At 60.2% G+C, this 16728-nt stretch carries 19 protein-coding genes; 17 read left to right on the plus strand and 2 right to left on the minus strand.

Going from position 1 to position 16728, the window contains the following annotated elements; genetic code table 11:
• From AAAU26_RS04840 to rfbB, 4 genes are all read left to right on the plus strand, one after another.
• Positions 1 to 273 (plus strand): hypothetical protein (locus AAAU26_RS04840; RefSeq protein WP_227619166.1); only part of this gene is annotated, 273 nt, incomplete at its 5' end.
• Positions 274 to 285: 12 nt separating this feature from the next.
• Positions 286 to 1173 carry a glucose-1-phosphate thymidylyltransferase RfbA gene (gene rfbA, locus AAAU26_RS04845; RefSeq protein WP_217210551.1) on the plus strand — a complete coding sequence of 296 codons (888 nt, stop codon included), beginning with the start codon at positions 286 to 288 and terminating at the stop codon, positions 1171 to 1173.
• Positions 1174 to 1189: 16 nt separating this feature from the next.
• Positions 1190 to 2104 carry a dTDP-4-dehydrorhamnose reductase gene (gene rfbD, locus AAAU26_RS04850; protein WP_015565580.1) on the plus strand — a complete coding sequence of 305 codons (915 nt, stop codon included), beginning with the start codon at positions 1190 to 1192 and terminating at the stop codon, positions 2102 to 2104.
• 74 nt (positions 2105 to 2178) lie between these two features.
• Complete coding sequence (rfbB, locus tag AAAU26_RS04855; protein WP_158395064.1) at positions 2179 to 3243, plus strand: dTDP-glucose 4,6-dehydratase; 1065 nt, start codon at positions 2179 to 2181, stop codon at positions 3241 to 3243.
• Positions 3244 to 3323: 80 nt separating this feature from the next.
• Here the strand turns inward: rfbB and AAAU26_RS04860 are convergent, their stop codons facing one another.
• Together AAAU26_RS04860 and AAAU26_RS04865 are read right to left on the minus strand one after the other, a co-directional pair.
• Entirely contained in the window at positions 3324 to 4652 is a 1329-nt protein-coding gene (locus AAAU26_RS04860) for an MATE family efflux transporter (protein ID WP_015565582.1), read from the minus strand.
• A gap of 21 nt (positions 4653 to 4673) precedes the next feature.
• On the minus strand, positions 4674 to 5582 hold the full coding sequence (locus AAAU26_RS04865) for a PLP-dependent cysteine synthase family protein (RefSeq protein ID WP_227619167.1): 909 nt from the start codon (positions 5580 to 5582) through the stop codon (positions 4674 to 4676).
• Between the two features lie 218 nt (positions 5583 to 5800).
• Between AAAU26_RS04865 and AAAU26_RS04870 the strand changes: the two genes are divergently transcribed.
• From AAAU26_RS04870 to pfkB, 13 genes are all read left to right on the plus strand, one after another.
• Complete coding sequence (locus AAAU26_RS04870; RefSeq protein ID WP_149794382.1) at positions 5801 to 6184, plus strand: sigma factor-like helix-turn-helix DNA-binding protein; 384 nt, start codon at positions 5801 to 5803, stop codon at positions 6182 to 6184.
• 27 nt (positions 6185 to 6211) lie between these two features.
• Positions 6212 to 7567 (plus strand): signal recognition particle protein, encoded by a 1356-nt coding sequence (gene ffh / locus AAAU26_RS04875; RefSeq protein ID WP_158395060.1) that lies wholly within the window; start codon positions 6212 to 6214, stop codon positions 7565 to 7567.
• Positions 7568 to 7654: 87 nt separating this feature from the next.
• Positions 7655 to 7897, plus strand: a complete 243-nt coding sequence (rpsP, locus tag AAAU26_RS04880) for a 30S ribosomal protein S16 (protein WP_015565585.1) — start codon at positions 7655 to 7657, stop codon at positions 7895 to 7897.
• A 16-nt stretch (positions 7898 to 7913) separates the two neighbouring features.
• Positions 7914 to 8147, plus strand: coding sequence for a KH domain-containing protein (locus tag AAAU26_RS04885; RefSeq protein WP_015565586.1), 234 nt, complete (start codon positions 7914 to 7916; stop codon positions 8145 to 8147).
• A gap of 203 nt (positions 8148 to 8350) precedes the next feature.
• Complete coding sequence (gene rimM, locus AAAU26_RS04890) at positions 8351 to 8887, plus strand: ribosome maturation factor RimM (RefSeq protein WP_227619168.1); 537 nt, start codon at positions 8351 to 8353, stop codon at positions 8885 to 8887.
• Between the two features lie 3 nt (positions 8888 to 8890).
• Positions 8891 to 10126, plus strand: coding sequence for a tRNA (guanosine(37)-N1)-methyltransferase TrmD (gene trmD / locus AAAU26_RS04895; protein WP_158395058.1), 1236 nt, complete (start codon positions 8891 to 8893; stop codon positions 10124 to 10126).
• A gap of 294 nt (positions 10127 to 10420) precedes the next feature.
• Positions 10421 to 10684, plus strand: coding sequence for an HPr family phosphocarrier protein (locus AAAU26_RS04900; protein ID WP_005920365.1), 264 nt, complete (start codon positions 10421 to 10423; stop codon positions 10682 to 10684).
• Between the two features lie 84 nt (positions 10685 to 10768).
• Positions 10769 to 11008 carry a hypothetical protein gene (locus tag AAAU26_RS04905; protein ID WP_158395057.1) on the plus strand — a complete coding sequence of 80 codons (240 nt, stop codon included), beginning with the start codon at positions 10769 to 10771 and terminating at the stop codon, positions 11006 to 11008.
• Complete coding sequence (gene uvrC / locus AAAU26_RS04910) at positions 11008 to 12861, plus strand: excinuclease ABC subunit UvrC (protein ID WP_207676974.1); 1854 nt, start codon at positions 11008 to 11010, stop codon at positions 12859 to 12861. Before AAAU26_RS04905 ends, uvrC begins: the two co-directional genes overlap by 1 nt.
• 60 nt (positions 12862 to 12921) lie before the next feature.
• Positions 12922 to 13152 carry a DUF1653 domain-containing protein gene (locus tag AAAU26_RS04915; protein ID WP_015565591.1) on the plus strand — a complete coding sequence of 77 codons (231 nt, stop codon included), beginning with the start codon at positions 12922 to 12924 and terminating at the stop codon, positions 13150 to 13152.
• Between the two features lie 117 nt (positions 13153 to 13269).
• Complete coding sequence (locus tag AAAU26_RS04920) at positions 13270 to 14751, plus strand: C69 family dipeptidase (protein ID WP_158395055.1); 1482 nt, start codon at positions 13270 to 13272, stop codon at positions 14749 to 14751.
• A 293-nt stretch (positions 14752 to 15044) separates the two neighbouring features.
• Complete coding sequence (locus AAAU26_RS04925) at positions 15045 to 15806, plus strand: DeoR/GlpR family DNA-binding transcription regulator (RefSeq protein ID WP_227619169.1); 762 nt, start codon at positions 15045 to 15047, stop codon at positions 15804 to 15806.
• Positions 15803 to 16708, plus strand: a complete 906-nt coding sequence (pfkB, locus tag AAAU26_RS04930; protein ID WP_158395054.1) for a 1-phosphofructokinase — start codon at positions 15803 to 15805, stop codon at positions 16706 to 16708. Before AAAU26_RS04925 ends, pfkB begins: the two co-directional genes overlap by 4 nt.
• Positions 16709 to 16728 lie beyond the last annotated feature (20 nt).

A 16728-nucleotide genomic window follows, 5' to 3' on the forward strand; every position in this document is an offset into this window, starting at 1 on the left:
GCGCTCTCCACAAAAATTTTTGTGGAGAGCGCTCTTTCCTTGCTTTTTTTTCGATTTGATAGTAGAATAAGGTGTAATACTATCGCAAGCTTGCCAGTAGTGCATAGCGAAATCCTGCCAGCGCGCGTGGCGCGGGAAGCCCGGCGGCTGGCGGCGTATTACCACCAACAATGTTTACAGCGGACGCAGCTCCGCTTTGAATCCATACAGGACCCAGCGGATACGCTGCCGGGCCTTGTACAAGCTGCACAACTTTTTTATTTCATAATATAAGGAGTGCACAAAATGAAAGGTATCATTCTGGCCGGCGGTGCCGGCACCCGGCTCTATCCGCTGACGATGGTCACCAGCAAACAGCTGCTGCCCGTCTATGACAAGCCGATGATCTATTATCCGCTGTCCACCCTCATGCTGGCGGGCATCCAGGACATCCTCATCATCTCGACCCCCACCGACACGCCCCGCTTCGAGGCGCTGCTGGGCGATGGCAGCCAGTACGGCATCCATCTGCAATATAAGGTCCAGCCGTCCCCGGACGGCCTGGCTCAGGCTTTCATCCTCGGTGAAGAGTTCATCGGCGACGACTGCTGCGCAATGATCCTGGGCGACAACATCTTCTACGGCAACGGCTTCTCCAAGATTTTGAAGAGTGCTGTCTCCAATGCCGAGAACAAGGGCCGCTGCACCGTCTTCGGCTACTATGTGCCGGACCCCGAGCGCTTCGGCATCGTGGAGTTCGACGCAAACGGCAAGGTGCTGAGCGTCGAGGAAAAGCCCCAGCATCCCAAGAGCAACTACGCCATCACCGGCCTGTACTTCTACAACAAGGAAGTCGTTAAGATGGCAAAGCAGGTCAAGCCCTCCGCCCGCGGTGAGCTGGAGATCACGACCCTGAACGATATGTACCTCAAGCAGGATGAGCTGGACGTCCAGCTGCTGGGCCGCGGCTTTGCATGGCTGGACACCGGCACGATGGACAGCCTCGTGGAGGCAGCCGACTTTGTGCGGATGATCGAGAAGCGTCAGGGCATCAAGATCAGCGCCCCCGAGGAGATCGCATTCAAGTACGGCTGGATCGACCGCGACACCCTGCTGGAAAGCGCAGAGCGCTACGGCAAGAGCCCCTACGGCCAGCACCTCAAGAATGTGGCCGACGGTAAACTGAAGTATTAAGAGAGGCGGTATCCGCATGAAAATCATTGTTACCGGCTGCAGAGGCCAGCTTGGCACCGAGATCATCAAGCAGCTCCGGGAAGGCCGCAGTGAGCTTGGCCCCATCCCCGAGAAGCTGGTGAGCGCCACGGTCATTCCGGTGGACCTGCCGGAGCTGGACATCACCAACTACAAGATGGTGGATGACTTCATCCGCCGTCAGCGCCCGGACGTCATCATCAACTGCGCCGCTTTCACCAACGTGGATGGCTGCGAGGTGAACCATGACACTGCCTTCAAGGCCAACGCCATCGGCCCCCGCAATCTGGCACAGGCCGCCACCAAGACCGGCGCACGTCTGGTACACGTCTCTACGGATTATGTCTTCTCCGGCCGCGAGAACGGCGGCATCCCGCAGGATGAGGCAACCATTCCCGGCCCCATCAGCGCCTACGGCTCCACCAAGCTCATGGGTGAGAAGTATGTGGAGCAGTTCTGCCACCGCCACTTCATCGTCCGCACGGCATGGCTCTACAGCTACTACGGCAAAAACTTCGTCAAGACCATCGTGAACGCCGGCAAAAAGTTCGGCAAGCTGGAAGTTGTCAACGACCAGTGCGGCAACCCGACCAACGCCGTCGATCTGGCCCACGAGATCCTGCAGCTCTGCGTGACCCACGAGTACGGCCTGTATCACTGCACCGGCGAGGGCATCTGCTCCTGGTATGATTTCGCATCGGAGATCATCCGCCTGTCCGGCGTGGACGCCACCGTGTCTCCCTGCACCAGCGAAGAGTACAAGGCAAAGCACCCGGACAGCGCCGACCGCCCCAAGTGGAGCGCTCTGGACAACCGGATGCTCCGCTGCACCGTCGGCAACGACGTCCGCGACTGGAAGGACGCGCTGGCCTGCTTCTTTGAGCACTGGGACGGCGACAATGGGATGAAATGACCCTCTCAGTCACCGAAGGTTACGGAGAGGGCAAGGCTGCTGAAAATGAAGAGAACACTGAGGAAAATCATATTATGAAAAAATATCTTATCACCGGCTGCGCCGGTTTTATTGGTTCCAACTTTGTGCATTATATGCTCAAGAAGTACCCCGAGATCCTGCTGGTCAACCTCGATAAGCTGACCTACGCCGGCAACCTCGAGAACCTGAAGGACGTTGAGGGCGACCCCCGCCACGTCTTTGTGCAGGGCGACATCTGCGACAAGGAGCTGGTCGAGAGCCTGTTTGCAAAGTACGATTTCGATTACGTCATCAACTTTGCCGCTGAGAGCCATGTTGACCGCTCCATCAAGAACCCTGAAATTTTCGTCCAGAGCAACGTGATGGGTACCGTCAACCTGCTGCAGCGCGCCAAGGAAGCCTGGTACGACGCCGACGCCAAGACCTGGAAAGAGGGCAAGAAGTACCTGCAGGTGTCCACCGATGAGGTCTACGGCGCTCTGGGCGCTGAGGGCTTCTTCATGGAGACCACCCCGCTCTGTCCCCACAGCCCCTACTCTTCCTCCAAGGCCAGCGCTGATATGTTCGTCATGGCATTCCACGACACCTACGGTATGCCCATCAACATCACCCGCTGCTCCAACAACTACGGCCCCTACCAGTTCCCCGAGAAGCTCATCCCGCTGATGATCAACAACGTCAAGCACCACAAGCAGCTGCCCGTCTACGGTGACGGTATGCAGATCCGCGACTGGCTGTACGTTGAGGACCACTGCAAGGCTATTGATATGGTCTGCAACGGCGGCAAGGTGGGCGAGGTCTACAATGTCGGCGGCCACAACGAGCGCCCCAACATCTTCATCGTCAAGACCATCATCGAGCAGCTGCACGACCGCCTGAAGGACGACGGCATCAGCGAAGACCTCATCAAGCACGTCGCTGACCGTCTGGGCCACGACCGCCGCTATGGCATCGACCCCACCAAGATCAAGAACGACCTTGGCTGGTATCCTGAGACTCCCTTCGAGAAGGGCATCGTCCTGACCATTGACTGGTACCTCGACCACGAGGAGTGGATGGAGCACATCACCAGCGGCAACTATCAGAAATACTACGAGGAAATGTACAAGAATAAGTAACTTCTTGTAAATAGCCTGAAAGCGAAAAAGAGCAGGGCGTGCGGCCGTATGGCTGCACGCCCTGCTCTTTTTTGTCGGAGTTAAAGTTTGTCCTCTTTCATGTAGCGGATGAGCAGGGGCAGCTCATAGACCAGCATGGACAGCCAGCCGATGCCGTAGCTCACAGGCATGATTTGAAGGTCTACCTTGAGTACCAGCACCAGCACAGCGGCGGCGGCCACGCGGAAGCCCATGTTGAGCATACTGCTGTTCAGGGTGATCTTCAAATCGCCGAGGCCGCGGAAGCCGCCCTGGATGCCGTTGGTCACGCCGGGCATCAGGTAGAAGAGGGAGGCGCACCGCAGGAACTTGACGCCCAGGTCGATGACGGCGGGGTCATCCACGAAGAGGGAGATGATGGGACGGGCGAAGAGCAGGCAGACGGCCATCAGGCAGAAACCGTAGATGAGCTCGATGCGCAGGCCGCAGAAAAAGCCCTGACGCACCCGCTCCTTTTTGCCGGCACCGTGGTTCTGAGCCATCAGGGTGGTCATAGCGTGGGCGATGTTCTGCTGGGGCATATAGGTGAAGTCGTCCACCCGGCTGGCGGCGGTGAAAGCGGCCATTGCGTTGATGCCCAGAGTGTTGACGATGGCCTGCACGGCAATCTTGCCCAGCTGGACGGTGGCCTGCTGCATGGCGCTGGTCCAGCCGTACTGGACGGTGCTGCGCAGCAGAGAGCCGTCAAAGACGAGCCAGCGTCGCCCCAGCTGAAGGACGGGGACTTTGAACTGGATGTAGACGACGCAGAGCACACAGCAGAGCGCCTCGCTGAGGACGGTGGAGAGGGCGCAGCCTTCGCTGCCCCAGCCCAGCACCTCGACAAAGAAGAGGTCGCCGCCGATGTTCAGCACCGAGCTTATCATCAAAAAGTAAAGGGCGCTCTTGCTGTCGCCCAGCGCCCGCATGGTGGCGGCGAGAAAGTTGTAAAAGAAGGTGAAGATGAGGCCCGCAAAGACGATGCGGAGGTACTGCACCGCGATGGGCAGGATCTCTTCCGGAACCTGCATCAGCCGGAGCAGCGGCGTCGCCAGCAGAACGCAGAGGGCCGAAAAGACCAGCGAGAACACCGTGCCTGCGATGGCAGTGGTGGAGACCTGACGCTCCACGCGCTGGGTGTCTCCGGCACCATAGGCCGTGCTGACAAGGATGCCGGCACCGAGGCAGAGACCGTTGATGAAGAGGATGGCCAGCGTCATCAGCGGGTTGGAGGTGCCGACGGCGGCAAGGGCGTCTTCGCCAACAAATTTGCCCACGATGATGCTGTCGGCGGCGTTATAAGTGAGCTGGAACAGGTTGCCCAGCACCAGCGGGATGGTGAATTTGACCAGAAGGGGCGTGATGGCTCCGGTCGTCATGTCTTTTGTCATGGATTCCTTCTCGTTTCCTTTTTATAGTATGTTCTGGCGTGCGCTGAACACGGCCAGTGCCGAACGGCTTTTGCCGTTTGCGATAAGCTGGGCCGCTGCGTGAAGGGCGGCACCTGCGCTGGGGGAGGCCGGGATGGCATCGGTGCGCAGGACCCGCTGCGCCGCCCGGACGGAATCGGCGGTGGTGACGGCAGCGATGTTGTCCACTACATAGGAGTTGTAGTTGCCGGGAACGAGGCCGAAGCCGATGTCCGGGATGCCATGGGAGCCAGTGAGGCCGCTGCTCAGGGCCTGACTCTCGTAAGGCTCCACTGCAACGATGCGGACGTCATTCGTCCACGCCTTGACCGTTTCGCCCACGCCGGTGATGGTGCCGCCGCTGCCCACGCCGATGACGATGCAGTCCACGATGCTGGAACCCTCCCGCGCGATGGAGCGCACCAGTGCAGGCCCTGTCACCCGGCGGTGATAGGTGGGGTTGTCGTCGTTGTTGAGCCAGTCCATATAGTACCAGCCCTTTTCGGCGGCGGTGGCTTTTGCCAGCGCCCGTGCGCCTGCAAGGCCCGCCTGGGCCGGGGTATGGATGATCTGCGCTCCGAGGCGGAGCAGGCTCTCCTGCCGCATGGCGGGGGCGTCCTCCGGCATGACCAGCGTCACCGGGTGGCCCGCCGTCAGCCCCGCCAGCGTCAGCGCTGTGGCAAAAGGCCCTGACACGGCCTCCACGATGGTCTGGCCGGGGGTCAGCGCCCCGCGCTCAAGGGCCAGCGCCAGCATCCCCTCAGCCAGCTCGTCCCGCGCCGTGCCGGTGGGGCCGTTGTAGTTCAGATAGGCGTACAGCCGCCCCCGCAGCCCGCAGGCCGCAAGATAGCCCCGCAGCTCGACGATGGGGCCGGGCAGCAGGGTCTGGTAGATGTTGGGGTAGATAGGCACGGGCGGTCTCCTTTCGCGTCCGGGGGAAAGCTTACGCCTATAACTTTAACGCAAAGGAGAGGAAGCGTCAAGCGGGGCTTGGGCAGAAAAGAGAAAGATCGGAAGAAAATTTGGCAAAATGACGCAAAAAGTCCTTGACAAGGGACACCCCGTCTGCTATACTCCGTATGTAAAGCAAAAAACCTTTACAAACAGCGGAGGTCAGAGCAGGACAGAACATGGCAAAAGACTTTGAAATGGGCTATCTGCTCGATTTTTACGGCGAAGTGCTCACGCCCAAACAGCGCGAGATGCTGCGCCAGTATTACAACGATGACCTCTCCCTCAGCGAGATCGGAGAAAACTTCGGCATCACCCGGCAGGGGGCGCGGGACGCCATCAAGCATGGCGAAACGGCCCTCAAGGAGCTGGAAGAAAAGGTCGGCTTCGCGGCCCGGTACCGCCGGGTGCAGCAGACACTGGAAGAGCTGGAGCAGCTGGTCATCGACGCCCGGTTTGAATGCACCGGCCCGAACGCCCGGCTGACCACCACCGAGTATGCCGCCACTCTGAATAAGATGCTGGGGCTCATCCGCTCCATCGACGAAGTGAATGAGAGCTGAAAACTGATTTGAGAGGAGCACCGAACAATGGCATTTGAATCTTTGACCGACCGCCTTGCCGGTGTGTTCAAAAAGCTGCGCGGCCACGGCAAACTGAGCGAGGCGGACATCAAAGCCGCCATGCGCGAGGTCCGGATGGCCCTGCTGGAAGCCGACGTCAACTACAAAGTAGCGAAGGACTTCTGCGCAAAGGTCTCCGAGCGCGCCATGGGCCAGGAGGTCATGGAGAGCCTGACCCCTGCCCAGCAGGTCGTCAAGATCGTCAACGAGGAGCTGGTCGCCCTGATGGGCGGCGAGGAAGCCCCTCGTCTGGTCATCAAGAACAAGGGCCAGACCATCATCATGCTCTGCGGCCTGCAGGGCAACGGTAAGACGACCCACGCAGCAAAGCTTGCAAAATACTACATCAAGCAGGGCCGCCGCCCGATGCTGGTGGCCTGCGACATCTACCGTCCGGCCGCTATCGACCAGCTGCAGGTGGTGGGCAAGCAGGCCGGTGCGCCGGTATTCACCCTGCCCGGCGAAAAGCCGCCTGCCATCGCCAAAAAGGCGCTGGCCCACGCCAAGGACTACGGCAACGACATCATCATCCTCGATACCGCAGGCCGTCTGCAGATCGATGAAGTGCTGATGCAGGAGCTGGTCCAGATCAAAGAGGCTGTCCCCGTGGACGAGACTCTGCTGGTCGTGGACGCCATGGCCGGTCAGGACGCCGTGAACGTCGCCAAGACCTTCAACGAAACGGTCGGCATCGACGGCATCATCCTCACCAAGACCGACGGCGATACCCGCGGCGGCGCAGCCCTCTCGGTGCTGTCTGTCACCGGCAAGCCCATCAAGTTCCAGGGTACCGGCGAAAAGCTGGATGACCTCGAAGTCTTCCATCCCTCCCGCATGGCAAGCCGGATCCTCGGCATGGGCGATGTGCTGAGCCTCATCGAGCGCGCACAGGATGCCGCCGACGAGAAGCTGGCCGAAGAGACCGCCAAGCGGATGATGGAAAACAAGTTCGATATGAACGATATGCTGGCCCAGTTCGCCCAGATCCGCAAGATGGGCGGCGCGGGTGCCATGCTGAGCATGATGCCCGGAATGTCCGGCATCGACGCCAGCCAGATCGACGAGAAAGCCTTCGACCGCATCGAGGCCATGATCTACTCGATGACCAAGGCCGAGCGCGAAGACCCCTCCATCATCAACCCCAAGCGCAAGCGCCGCATCGCTGCGGGCAGCGGCACTCAGGTGTCTGATGTCAACAAGCTGCTCAAGCAGTTTGAGATGATGCAGAAGATGATGAAGCAGTTCAAGAAGAGCCCCAAGGGCTTTGCCCGCAAGCTGGGCGGCCTGATGGGCAACCCGGGCGCCTTTAGAGGCATGAAATAATTCCGGTATACACCCCGCTGTGGGGTTGTACAGATAGATTTAATCCCCCGTAAACCGGGGAACAAGAAATTTTTGGAGGATATTACCATGGCAGTTAAGATTCGTCTGCGCCGCGTCGGCGCCAAGAAGGCTCCCTTCTATCGTGTTGTTGTTGCTGACAGCCGCTTCCCCCGCGATGGCCGTTTCATCGAGGAGATCGGCACTTACGATCCCAACCAGGAGCCCTCTGTCGTGAGCATCGACGGCGAGAAGGCTAAGGCCTGGATCGCCAACGGCGCTCAGCCCACCGACACCGTTCGCGTGCTGCTGAAGAAGTCCAACATTCTGTAAGGTGGAGGGCTGACTCATGCAGGAGCTGTTGCTGGCAGTTGCCCGCGGCCTCGTGGAGGATAAGGACGCCGTCAAGGTCACGGTGGACGCCCCCCGTGAGGACGGCACCATCGTCTACCACCTGAGCGTGGCAGAGGGAGATATGGGCCGTGTCATCGGCAAGCAGGGCCGGATCGCAAAAGCCATTCGTGTGGTGATGCGCGCGGCTGCTGTGCGGGTCGATGAAAAGGTCCTTGTTGAGATCGACTAAGCACCCTACAGGCCCTTTGCTGTAATGGCAAAGGGCCTTTTTGTTATTAGGAATAACCTCTCAGTCTGCCTTCGGCAGCCAGCTCCCCTACCGAGGGGAGCCTCTGGCGAAGAGATAAAGCTTTACGAAATGCCAAAGCCTCCCCTCGTTAGGGGAGGTGGCACGGCGTAAGCCGTGACGGAGAGGTTAGACAGGAGTTTACAATGCAGCAATATCTGGAAGCAGGCAAGGTCGTCACCACCCACGGTGTGCGCGGCGAAATGAAGCTGGAGCTGTGGTGCGACGGCGTGGATTTCCTCAAAAAGACGGGCCGTCTCTACGCCTCGGCAAAGGGCGGCAAGTGCTATAACATCACCTCCATCCGCCCGCAGGGGCAGATGGCGCTGCTCCAGCTGGAGGGCGTGAACGATATGGACGCCGCCCGCGCGCTGCGGGGTCAGGTGTTTTACTTCGACCGCAGCGACGCCACCCTGCCCGAGGGCCGGTGGTATGTGGCCGACCTTATCGGCTGCGAGGTGCGGGACGCCGACACCGGCAAGGTGTACGGCGTCGTCACCAGCGTGGACCACCCCGGCGCACAGGACATCTATACGGTCAAGTCCCCCAGCGGCAAGGAATATATATTCCCCGGTGTGGACGCCTTTCTCAAAGAGCGCAACCCGCCGGAAGGCTATATCCTCGTCACCCCCATCCCGGGCCTGCTGGACGACGATTTCGACAGTGAGCGGGAGGAGGAGTGAGCGATGGGAATGCGTGTGGACATCGTGACCCTTTTCCCTGAGATGTGCCAGCAGGTGCTGGACGCCAGCATCATCGGCCGCGCAGCCAGGCGCGGCTACATCGAGACCCACTGCCATCAGATCCGGGATTACACCCTCAACAAGCAGAAGCAGACCGACGACTACCCCTATGGCGGCGGCTGCGGTATGGTGCTCTATGCCCAGCCCATCGCCGACTGCCTGCGCGCCGTCCAGAAAGAGGTAGCGGAACAGGGACGCCCGGCCCCGCATATCGTGTTCTTGACGGCGGGCGGTCAGCGTTACACCGAAGAGCACGCCCGCAGGCTGGCCCAGTACGATAACCTGACGCTGGTCTGCGGCCACTATGAGGGCATCGACGAGCGCGTCATTGAAGCGTTTGCGGACGAAGAGATCTCGATTGGCGACTATATCCTCACCGGCGGCGAGCTGGCCAGCCTCGTGGTGGCCGACAGCGTCCTCCGCCTCAAGCCCGGCGTTCTGGCGGAGCAGAAGGGCTACGAGGAAGAGAGCTACTGGGACGGCCTGCTGGAATACCCCCAGTACACCCGCCCCGAGGTCTGGGAGGGCCGCGCTGTACCCGACGTTCTGCTGGGAGGCGACCACCAGAAGATCGACGCATGGCGGGGCGAAAAGAGCCGGGAGCGCACCCGTCTGCGCCGCCCGGAGCTGTATGAGCAGTGGTGCGAGAGCCACCCCATCACCGAGCTGCCCAAGTGGAAGCGGGGCGAGAATGTCCGCCTCGTCAAGACGGAAGAACAGTTTGCCGCTGCGGCAAAGCTGTTTGCGGAGGGACGCCGCGCCGTCTGCGCCGGAAACTGGACGGAAGAGTATTGTGCAAGCCTGACAGAAGAGGAGTTTCTCGCTCAGCTCAAGGCGGAGAAAAAAGGCGGCTGGGCCTGCTACCTGCACACGACGAAAGATGTGCCGGACGGCATGGTGAGCGTAGACCACAAGACCGGCCGCATTGAGCATCTCTTTGTGTCTGGGAATGCCCGGGGAAAGGGCATCGGCCAGAAAATGCTGGATTTCGCCCGCAAAAAGCTGGAAGAGTATGAGCATCCCCGCCTGAGCGTGCTGGACACCAACGCCCGCGCCATCGCTCTCTATCGTCGGATGGGATGGAAATTCACAGGCGAAAAAGACATGGAATTTGACCCTGCGGAATATCCTTCTGTTGTAAAGAAATGCGCGCTGCTGTGGATGCAGTACGAGGGTTGAGCAGAGTCTGCGGCAAACGTCATACTCTGCCGGATAAGCACAAAAGCAGTCGGAGTGCTGACCCTCTGTCGAAAAAATGTTGAAAACTTTTGTATTACCCCGCCAACACTGGGGGAATAATTTTGTTGTCTTTGTACAAAAGGTGGAAAATGCCCCCCTCATCCTTGGGAAAACCGCCAAAAATGCGTCTGGGGTCTGTACAACGGTTTCGCTTTGCGTTAAAATAATCACAACGCAACAGGCGCAAAACATAATTGCATTCCCCAGAACGATAATAGATAGGAGCGTTTTACTATGTACGTCAAAGAAGTTACCGTTGAAAATCAGGTTGGTCTGCACGCCCGTCCGGCAACCTTCTTTATTCAGAAGGCCAACGAGTTCAAGTCTTCCATCTGGGTCGAGAAGGAAGAGCGCCGCGTGAACGCTAAGAGCCTGCTGGGCGTCCTGTCTCTGGGCATCGTGGGCGGCACCACCATCCGCATCATCGCTGATGGCGCAGACGAGCAGGCTGCTGTCGATGGCCTCATCAAGCTGGTGGAGTCCGGCTTCGCAGAGTAATTCAGTTCCATTTCGTGTATGAGCGGCGGGGATCATCCTTGCCGCTTTTTTGGTATGATGCATCAGAATAAAGGAGGCAGCCTCATGAAAGATTCGACGAAAGAAGCACTGTTCAAGTTTGGCGAGTTCTGTGATTCCGGCAAGCCGTGGTACTGCTTTTTTGGCGTCTATCTGGTGACGCTCATCGTCAATATCACCCTTCTGCTCACCTCGGAGCGGAAGCCCAAGTGGTGGAGCGTGGCCCTCGACGTGTGCGGTCTGGCGCTGGCGGCGTCGAATATTGCCAAGACTGAGATGATGCAGAAAGGCCGGCATAACACCTGATGACCAAGGCGGAACTTTACAAAAAGGCCTGTATGCTGCCGCTTCTGCCGGGTGTCTATATCATCCGGGACAAAAGCGGCACCATCATCTATATCGGCAAGGCCAAACGTCTGCGCATCCGGGTGAGCCAGTATTTCCGGGAGGGTGTGCCTCACGACAACAAGGTCAGCCAGATGATCGCCCACGCCTACGCGTTCGACGTCATCGTCTGCCAGAGCGAGTTCGAGGCGCTGGTGCTGGAAGCAAGCCAGATCAAAGCCCACACCCCGAAGTACAACATCCTGCTCAAGGACGACAAGGGCTACAGCTATATCAAGGTGACAAAGGACGAGTGGCCGCGGTTGTCGTTCACGCTGCAAAAAGAGGACGACGGCGCGGAGTATATCGGCCCTTATACCTCGAGCTTTGCGGCCCGTCAGATGGCCGAGACGGCGATGGATGCTTTTCTGCTGCCCCGGTGCAGCCGGCGATTCCCGCAGGAAATTGGCCGAGGCCGCCCCTGCCTGAACGCCCACATCGGCAAGTGCATGGCGGTGTGCAGCGGCAAGATAAGCCGTGAAAACTACGAGCAGGCCGTCAAAAGCGCTGTCCACCTCATCCGCTACGGCAAAAAGGATATTCTGAAAACCCTCAACGAGCGGATGCTGGAAGCCTCTGACCGGCTGGAATTTGAGACAGCGGCCCTCATCCGCGACCAGATCGCCGCCATTACCAAGGTGACGGCAGGGCAGAAGGTCGTGGTTGACCCCGACGTGGAGATGGACGTGGTAGCGCTGGCGGGTACGCCCGGCAGCGTCTGCGCGGCTGTCCTCCGCTTCCGGGAGGGGCGGCTGACCGACAAACGGGAGTTTCTGTTCCACGATACCGCCGACATCGCGGCGGTGCGGGAGGAATTTCTGCCCCGGTACTACCTCGACGATGAACAGATACCGAAAGTCATTGCCGTGGACGAGCTGCCGCCGGATGTGGACGCCTTACAGCAGGCCCTCAACGAGAAGCGGGGCAGTGAGGTGCAGCTCTATGTCCCTCAGCGGGGCGATAAGGCGCACCTCGTCGAGATGGCCCACACCAACGCCGTTGAGCGGCTGGCCCGCGAGAGCGGCCGCTATGCCCGGGAGGAAAAGCTTCTGGATGAGCTGGCGCAGGTGCTGGGCCTTCCCAAGCCCCCCCGCACCATCGAGAGCTACGATATTTCCAACTGGGGCGACGGCACCAGCGTCTGCGGCATGGTGACGTTCCGGGACGGCAAGCCCTACAAGGCGGGCTACCGGAAGTTCAAGATGAAGACCGTCGCCGGGACCGATGACTACGCCTCGCTGGCGGAGACCGTCTCCCGCCGTGCGGCTGAATACGAAAAGTATTCCGAAATGGCCGCAAATGGCGAGCCGAGCAGCAACTACTTCGGCCAGAAGCCTGATCTGCTCCTGATGGACGGCGGCAGGGGACAGGTGAGCGCCGCGAAGGCCGCACTGGCCGGGACGGCACTGGCCGATGTACCCCTCTACGGCATGGTGAAGGACGACCACCACCGCACCCGCGCCATCGTGGACAGCGAGGGCCGGGAGATCGCCATCAACATGAACCGCGGGACGTTCACCTTCGTCACCGCCATTCAGGACGAGACGCACCGCTTCGCCAACGCCTACCGCAAGCAGCAGATGAAGCAGAAGAGCTATTCGTCCACTCTCACCGAGGTGCCGGGCGTCGGCCCCAAGACGGCCAAGGCCCTGATGACCCAGTTCAAGAGCGTGGGCGCCGTCAAAGAGGCCACCCCTGACCAGCTGGAGAACACCCCCGGCGTCGGACGGCAGATGGCCCAGACCATTTACGAATATTTCCACCCGCAGGGGTGAAGCAAGTGGAAAAGTCCGGCGCAGACCAGTCTGCGGCCGGGCTTTTTGTAAGGAGTTTTTATGTACCAGTTCCAATACGACATCAAGCCGGGCCGCTACCGGCACTTCAAGGGCAACGAATATCAGGTCATCGGGATGGCCCGCCACAGCGAGACCGAAGAGGAAATGGTGGTCTACCGCCCTCTGTACGGCGAGGGCGGGCTCTGGGTGCGTCCGGCGGCTATGTGGGCCGAAGAGGTGGAGCGGGACGGCAAGCGTCAGCCGCGCTTTGCCTACATTGGCGAAATGTAAGGGCTTGCGCCCGGAGGCCAAACGCGATACAATGGGTTTTGCAGAACAAACGCGCCTGCGAAACTGTATAAATGAGCACTATACATACAAGATGTAAAATTTTGGAGGATAACAGCTATGGCTTGTACTACCATCCTTGTCGGCAAAAAAGCCTCGTATGACGGCTCTACCATGATCGCCCGGAACGACGATTCCGGCTCCGGCCACTTCACCGCGAAAAAGTTCGTTGTCGTTCAGCCGGAGGAGCACCCGGCTGTTTACAAGTCGGTCATCTCTCATGTAGAAGTTCCCCTGCCGGGCAATGCCCTGCGGATGACCGCCATGCCCAACGCCGTGGAGGGCAAGGGCATCTGGGCTGCTTCGGGCGTCAACGCCGCCAACGTCGGCATGACCGCCACCGAGACGATCACCTCCAACCCCCGCGTTCTGGGCGCAGACCCGCTGGTGGTCTACCAGCCCGCCAGAGACGGCCAGCCGGAAGTCCCCGGCGGCATCGGCGAGGAAGATATTGTTTACCTCGTCCTGCCCTACATCCACTCTGCCCGCGAGGGCGTGCTCCGTCTGGGCAAGCTGCTGGAAGAGTACGGCACCTATGAGATGAACGGCATCGCTTTCCAGGATGTGGACGAGATCTGGTGGCTGGAGACCATCGGCGGCCACCACTGGATGGCCCGCCGTGTGCCGGACGACTCCTATGTGGTCATGCCGAACCAGCTGGGCATCGACGCCTTCGACCTCGACGACGCTTTCGGCGCACAGGAGAATTATCTCTGCTCTGCCGACCTGAGGGAGTTCATCCGGGACAATTACCTCGACCTCTCGCTGGATGGCCGTCTGAACCCGCGTGACGCCTTCGGCAGCCACGACGACGCCGACCACGTTTACAACACCCCCCGCGCATGGTTCATGCTCCGCCACCTCAATCCCAACACCTGGGTCTGGGACGGCCCTGCCGCCGACTACGGCCCTCGCTCGGACGACCTGCCCTGGTGCATGGTGCCGGAGCGGAAGCTGACCCCGGAGGATGTGAAGTATGTGCTGTCCTCCCACTATCAGGGGACTCCCTTCGACCCCTACGCCAGCTACGGCGACAAGAGCATGAAGGGAGCTTACCGCTCCATCGGCATCAACCGCAACGACTTCATGGCCCTCATCCAGATGCGGCCTGACGTGCCGGAAGACATCCGCGCTGTGGAGTGGATCGCCTACGCCTCCAATGCCTTCAATACCATGGTGCCGTTCTACGCCAACGTCGAGCGCACCCCGGCCTATCTGGCCTGCACCACCGGTGAAGTCTCCACCGACAGCTTCTACTGGGTGAGCCGGATGATCGCCGCCATGGCCGATGCCTCCTACGCCAAGAGCCTCATCCATGTGGAGCGGTACGAGGAGGGCGTCCTCTCCGCCAGCCGCGCACTGCTGAACCAGTACGATAAGAAAATCGCTTCTGCCGAGGAAAGCCAGCGCGCCGCCCTGCGGGAGGAGGCCAACACCGCCATCGCTGCCGAGCTGAAGAAGCGGGCTTCCGATACGCTGGATAAGGTCCTCTTCGAGCTGAGCAGCGGCATGAAGAACGCTTACGCCCGTTCGGACGCCTAAATCGCATCCGACCCGGAAGGAAAAATCATTTCCGGCAAAACCAAAACCGTCAAAAACGGTCAAATCAAACCACAAAACCGTCATCCGCCCCGAAGCTGACCGCTCCGGGACGGATTTTTTTGCGCTCTTTTGCGGGTTGTATCCCACTTATTGTGCAGAATGCATGATTTTGACGGAAATATTTTGGCAGATAAACTGACGGAAAGTGATTGATTTTGACGGAAAATTTGCTATAATACAGACAGAAACAGCCAAAATGATTCAAACACAGGCAGAAACGTGCAACAGGAGGGATGAAGATGTTGGTAGAGGAGCGGCTTTCCCGCATCATGAAGCTGCTGAGCCAGCAGCGCACCGCGACGGTGCAGGAACTCTGCGAGGCGTTGGATGCCAGCGAGTCCACCATCCGCCGCGATTTGAACGAGCTGGACAGGATGGGCAAGGTGAACAAGGTACACGGCGGCGCGACCCTGCCGGACAGCCAGTTCCTCGCCGACGAGCCGACGATGGCCGCAAAGGAAGCGCTGGCCGTCGTCCAGAAAAAGTGTATCGCAAAGGCGGCAGCGGCCCTTATCACTGCAGAGGATTTCGTCTTTCTGGACGCCGGAAGCACCACGCTGGCGCTGGCCCGGGAGCTGAGCGGCCCGGCGCTGGACGCCCGGTACGTCACCAACGGCGTCGCTCACGCCCGTCTGCTGGCCCAGAAGGGCTGCAAGGTCTTTCTGGTGGGCGGTCTGCTGCGGCCCGAGACGGAGGCCATCATCGGCGCTGCGGCTCTCCACAGCCTGCAGCAGTACAACTTCACGAAAGCGTTCCTGGGGGCAAACGGCGTGGCGCTGGACGCAGGATTCACGACACCTGACCCCGAGGAAGCGGCTGTCAAGGCCACGGTCGTGCGCCGGGCGAGAGAAGCCTGGTTCCTCGTGGATGACTCGAAGTTCGCCCGCATCTACCCGGCGGTCATCGCCGAGCTGTCCGGCGGCGCGATCCTGACGAATCATTGTCCGAATCCGAAATACAGACAATTCACTCTGGTAAAGGAGGCAACAGAATGATCTATACCGTGACATTCAACCCGGCCATCGACTACGTCGTGCGGCTGGACACGCCGCTGGAAGTGGGCGAGGTGAACCGCGCCAAAGGCGAGGACTGCGTGCTGGGCGGCAAGGGCATCAACGTGTCCGGTGTGCTGGCCGAGCTGGGCTGCCGGAACACGGCGCTGGGCTTTGTGGCTGGTGAGACGGGTGCGTGGCTCGAGCGGGGTCTGGCCGCGCAGGGCATCACCACCGACTTTATCCACCTCGAGCAGGGCATGACCCGCATCAACGTCAAGATAAAGGCGGGGCAGGAGACTGAGCTGAACGGCGCAGGCCCGGACATCCCCGAGAGCGCCATGGAGCAGCTGGAAGCACAGCTCGATAAGCTGGCCGAGGGCGACATCCTCATTCTGGCGGGGAGCATCCCGTCCAGCCTGCCCCAGACCACCTACGAGCGTCTGCTGGCCCGTCTGGAAGGCCACGGTGTGCATACGGTGGTGGACGCGACCCGCGACCTGCTGGTGAATGTGCTGCAGTATCACCCCTTCCTCATCAAGCCCAATAATCATGAGCTGGGTGAGATCGTGGGCCGCACCCTCACCACCGACACCGACATCACCGCTGCCGCCCGCACCCTGCAGGAAAAGGGCGCCCGGAACGTACTGGTGAGCATGGCCGGTGACGGTGCGCTCCTGCTGGACGAGAAGGGCGAGGTCCACCGAATCGGCACGCCCAAGGGCAAGGTGGTCAACAGTGTGGGCGCAGGCGACAGCATGGTGGCCGGTTTCGTGGCAGGCTACCTGCGCAGCGGCAGCTATCTGGAAGCCCTGCGTCTGGGGACTGCCTGCGGCAGTGCCACTGCGTTCAGCCTCGGGCTGGCAAAGAAGGAAAAAATCGACGCCCTGCTGGCGACGATTTGAGCGATAGAAGGAAACAGGGA

Source organism: Faecalibacterium longum (assembly GCF_040094125.1).
GTDB classification, from domain to species: domain Bacteria; phylum Bacillota; class Clostridia; order Oscillospirales; family Ruminococcaceae; genus Faecalibacterium; species Faecalibacterium longum.

Coding starts and splice junctions, on each gene's coding strand:
- rpsP (WP_015565585.1), top strand. CDS start 7,655: ATGGCAGTTAAGATTCGTCTGCGCCGCGTCGGCGCCAAGAAGGCTCCC.
- AAAU26_RS04870 (WP_149794382.1), top strand. CDS start 5,801: ATGGCAAAAGACTTTGAAATGGGCTATCTGCTCGATTTTTACGGCGAA.
- pfkB (WP_158395054.1), top strand. CDS start 15,803: ATGATCTATACCGTGACATTCAACCCGGCCATCGACTACGTCGTGCGG.
- uvrC (WP_207676974.1), top strand. CDS start 11,008: ATGACCAAGGCGGAACTTTACAAAAAGGCCTGTATGCTGCCGCTTCTG.
- AAAU26_RS04885 (WP_015565586.1), top strand. CDS start 7,914: ATGCAGGAGCTGTTGCTGGCAGTTGCCCGCGGCCTCGTGGAGGATAAG.
- trmD (WP_158395058.1), top strand. CDS start 8,891: ATGGGAATGCGTGTGGACATCGTGACCCTTTTCCCTGAGATGTGCCAG.
- AAAU26_RS04900 (WP_005920365.1), top strand. CDS start 10,421: ATGTACGTCAAAGAAGTTACCGTTGAAAATCAGGTTGGTCTGCACGCC.
- AAAU26_RS04920 (WP_158395055.1), top strand. CDS start 13,270: ATGGCTTGTACTACCATCCTTGTCGGCAAAAAAGCCTCGTATGACGGC.
- rimM (WP_227619168.1), top strand. CDS start 8,351: ATGCAGCAATATCTGGAAGCAGGCAAGGTCGTCACCACCCACGGTGTG.
- AAAU26_RS04860 (WP_015565582.1), bottom strand. CDS start 4,652: ATGACAAAAGACATGACGACCGGAGCCATCACGCCCCTTCTGGTCAAA.
- rfbA (WP_217210551.1), top strand. CDS start 286: ATGAAAGGTATCATTCTGGCCGGCGGTGCCGGCACCCGGCTCTATCCG.
- AAAU26_RS04925 (WP_227619169.1), top strand. CDS start 15,045: ATGAAGATGTTGGTAGAGGAGCGGCTTTCCCGCATCATGAAGCTGCTG.
- AAAU26_RS04915 (WP_015565591.1), top strand. CDS start 12,922: ATGTACCAGTTCCAATACGACATCAAGCCGGGCCGCTACCGGCACTTC.
- AAAU26_RS04905 (WP_158395057.1), top strand. CDS start 10,769: ATGAAAGATTCGACGAAAGAAGCACTGTTCAAGTTTGGCGAGTTCTGT.
- rfbD (WP_015565580.1), top strand. CDS start 1,190: ATGAAAATCATTGTTACCGGCTGCAGAGGCCAGCTTGGCACCGAGATC.
- rfbB (WP_158395064.1), top strand. CDS start 2,179: ATGAAAAAATATCTTATCACCGGCTGCGCCGGTTTTATTGGTTCCAAC.
- ffh (WP_158395060.1), top strand. CDS start 6,212: ATGGCATTTGAATCTTTGACCGACCGCCTTGCCGGTGTGTTCAAAAAG.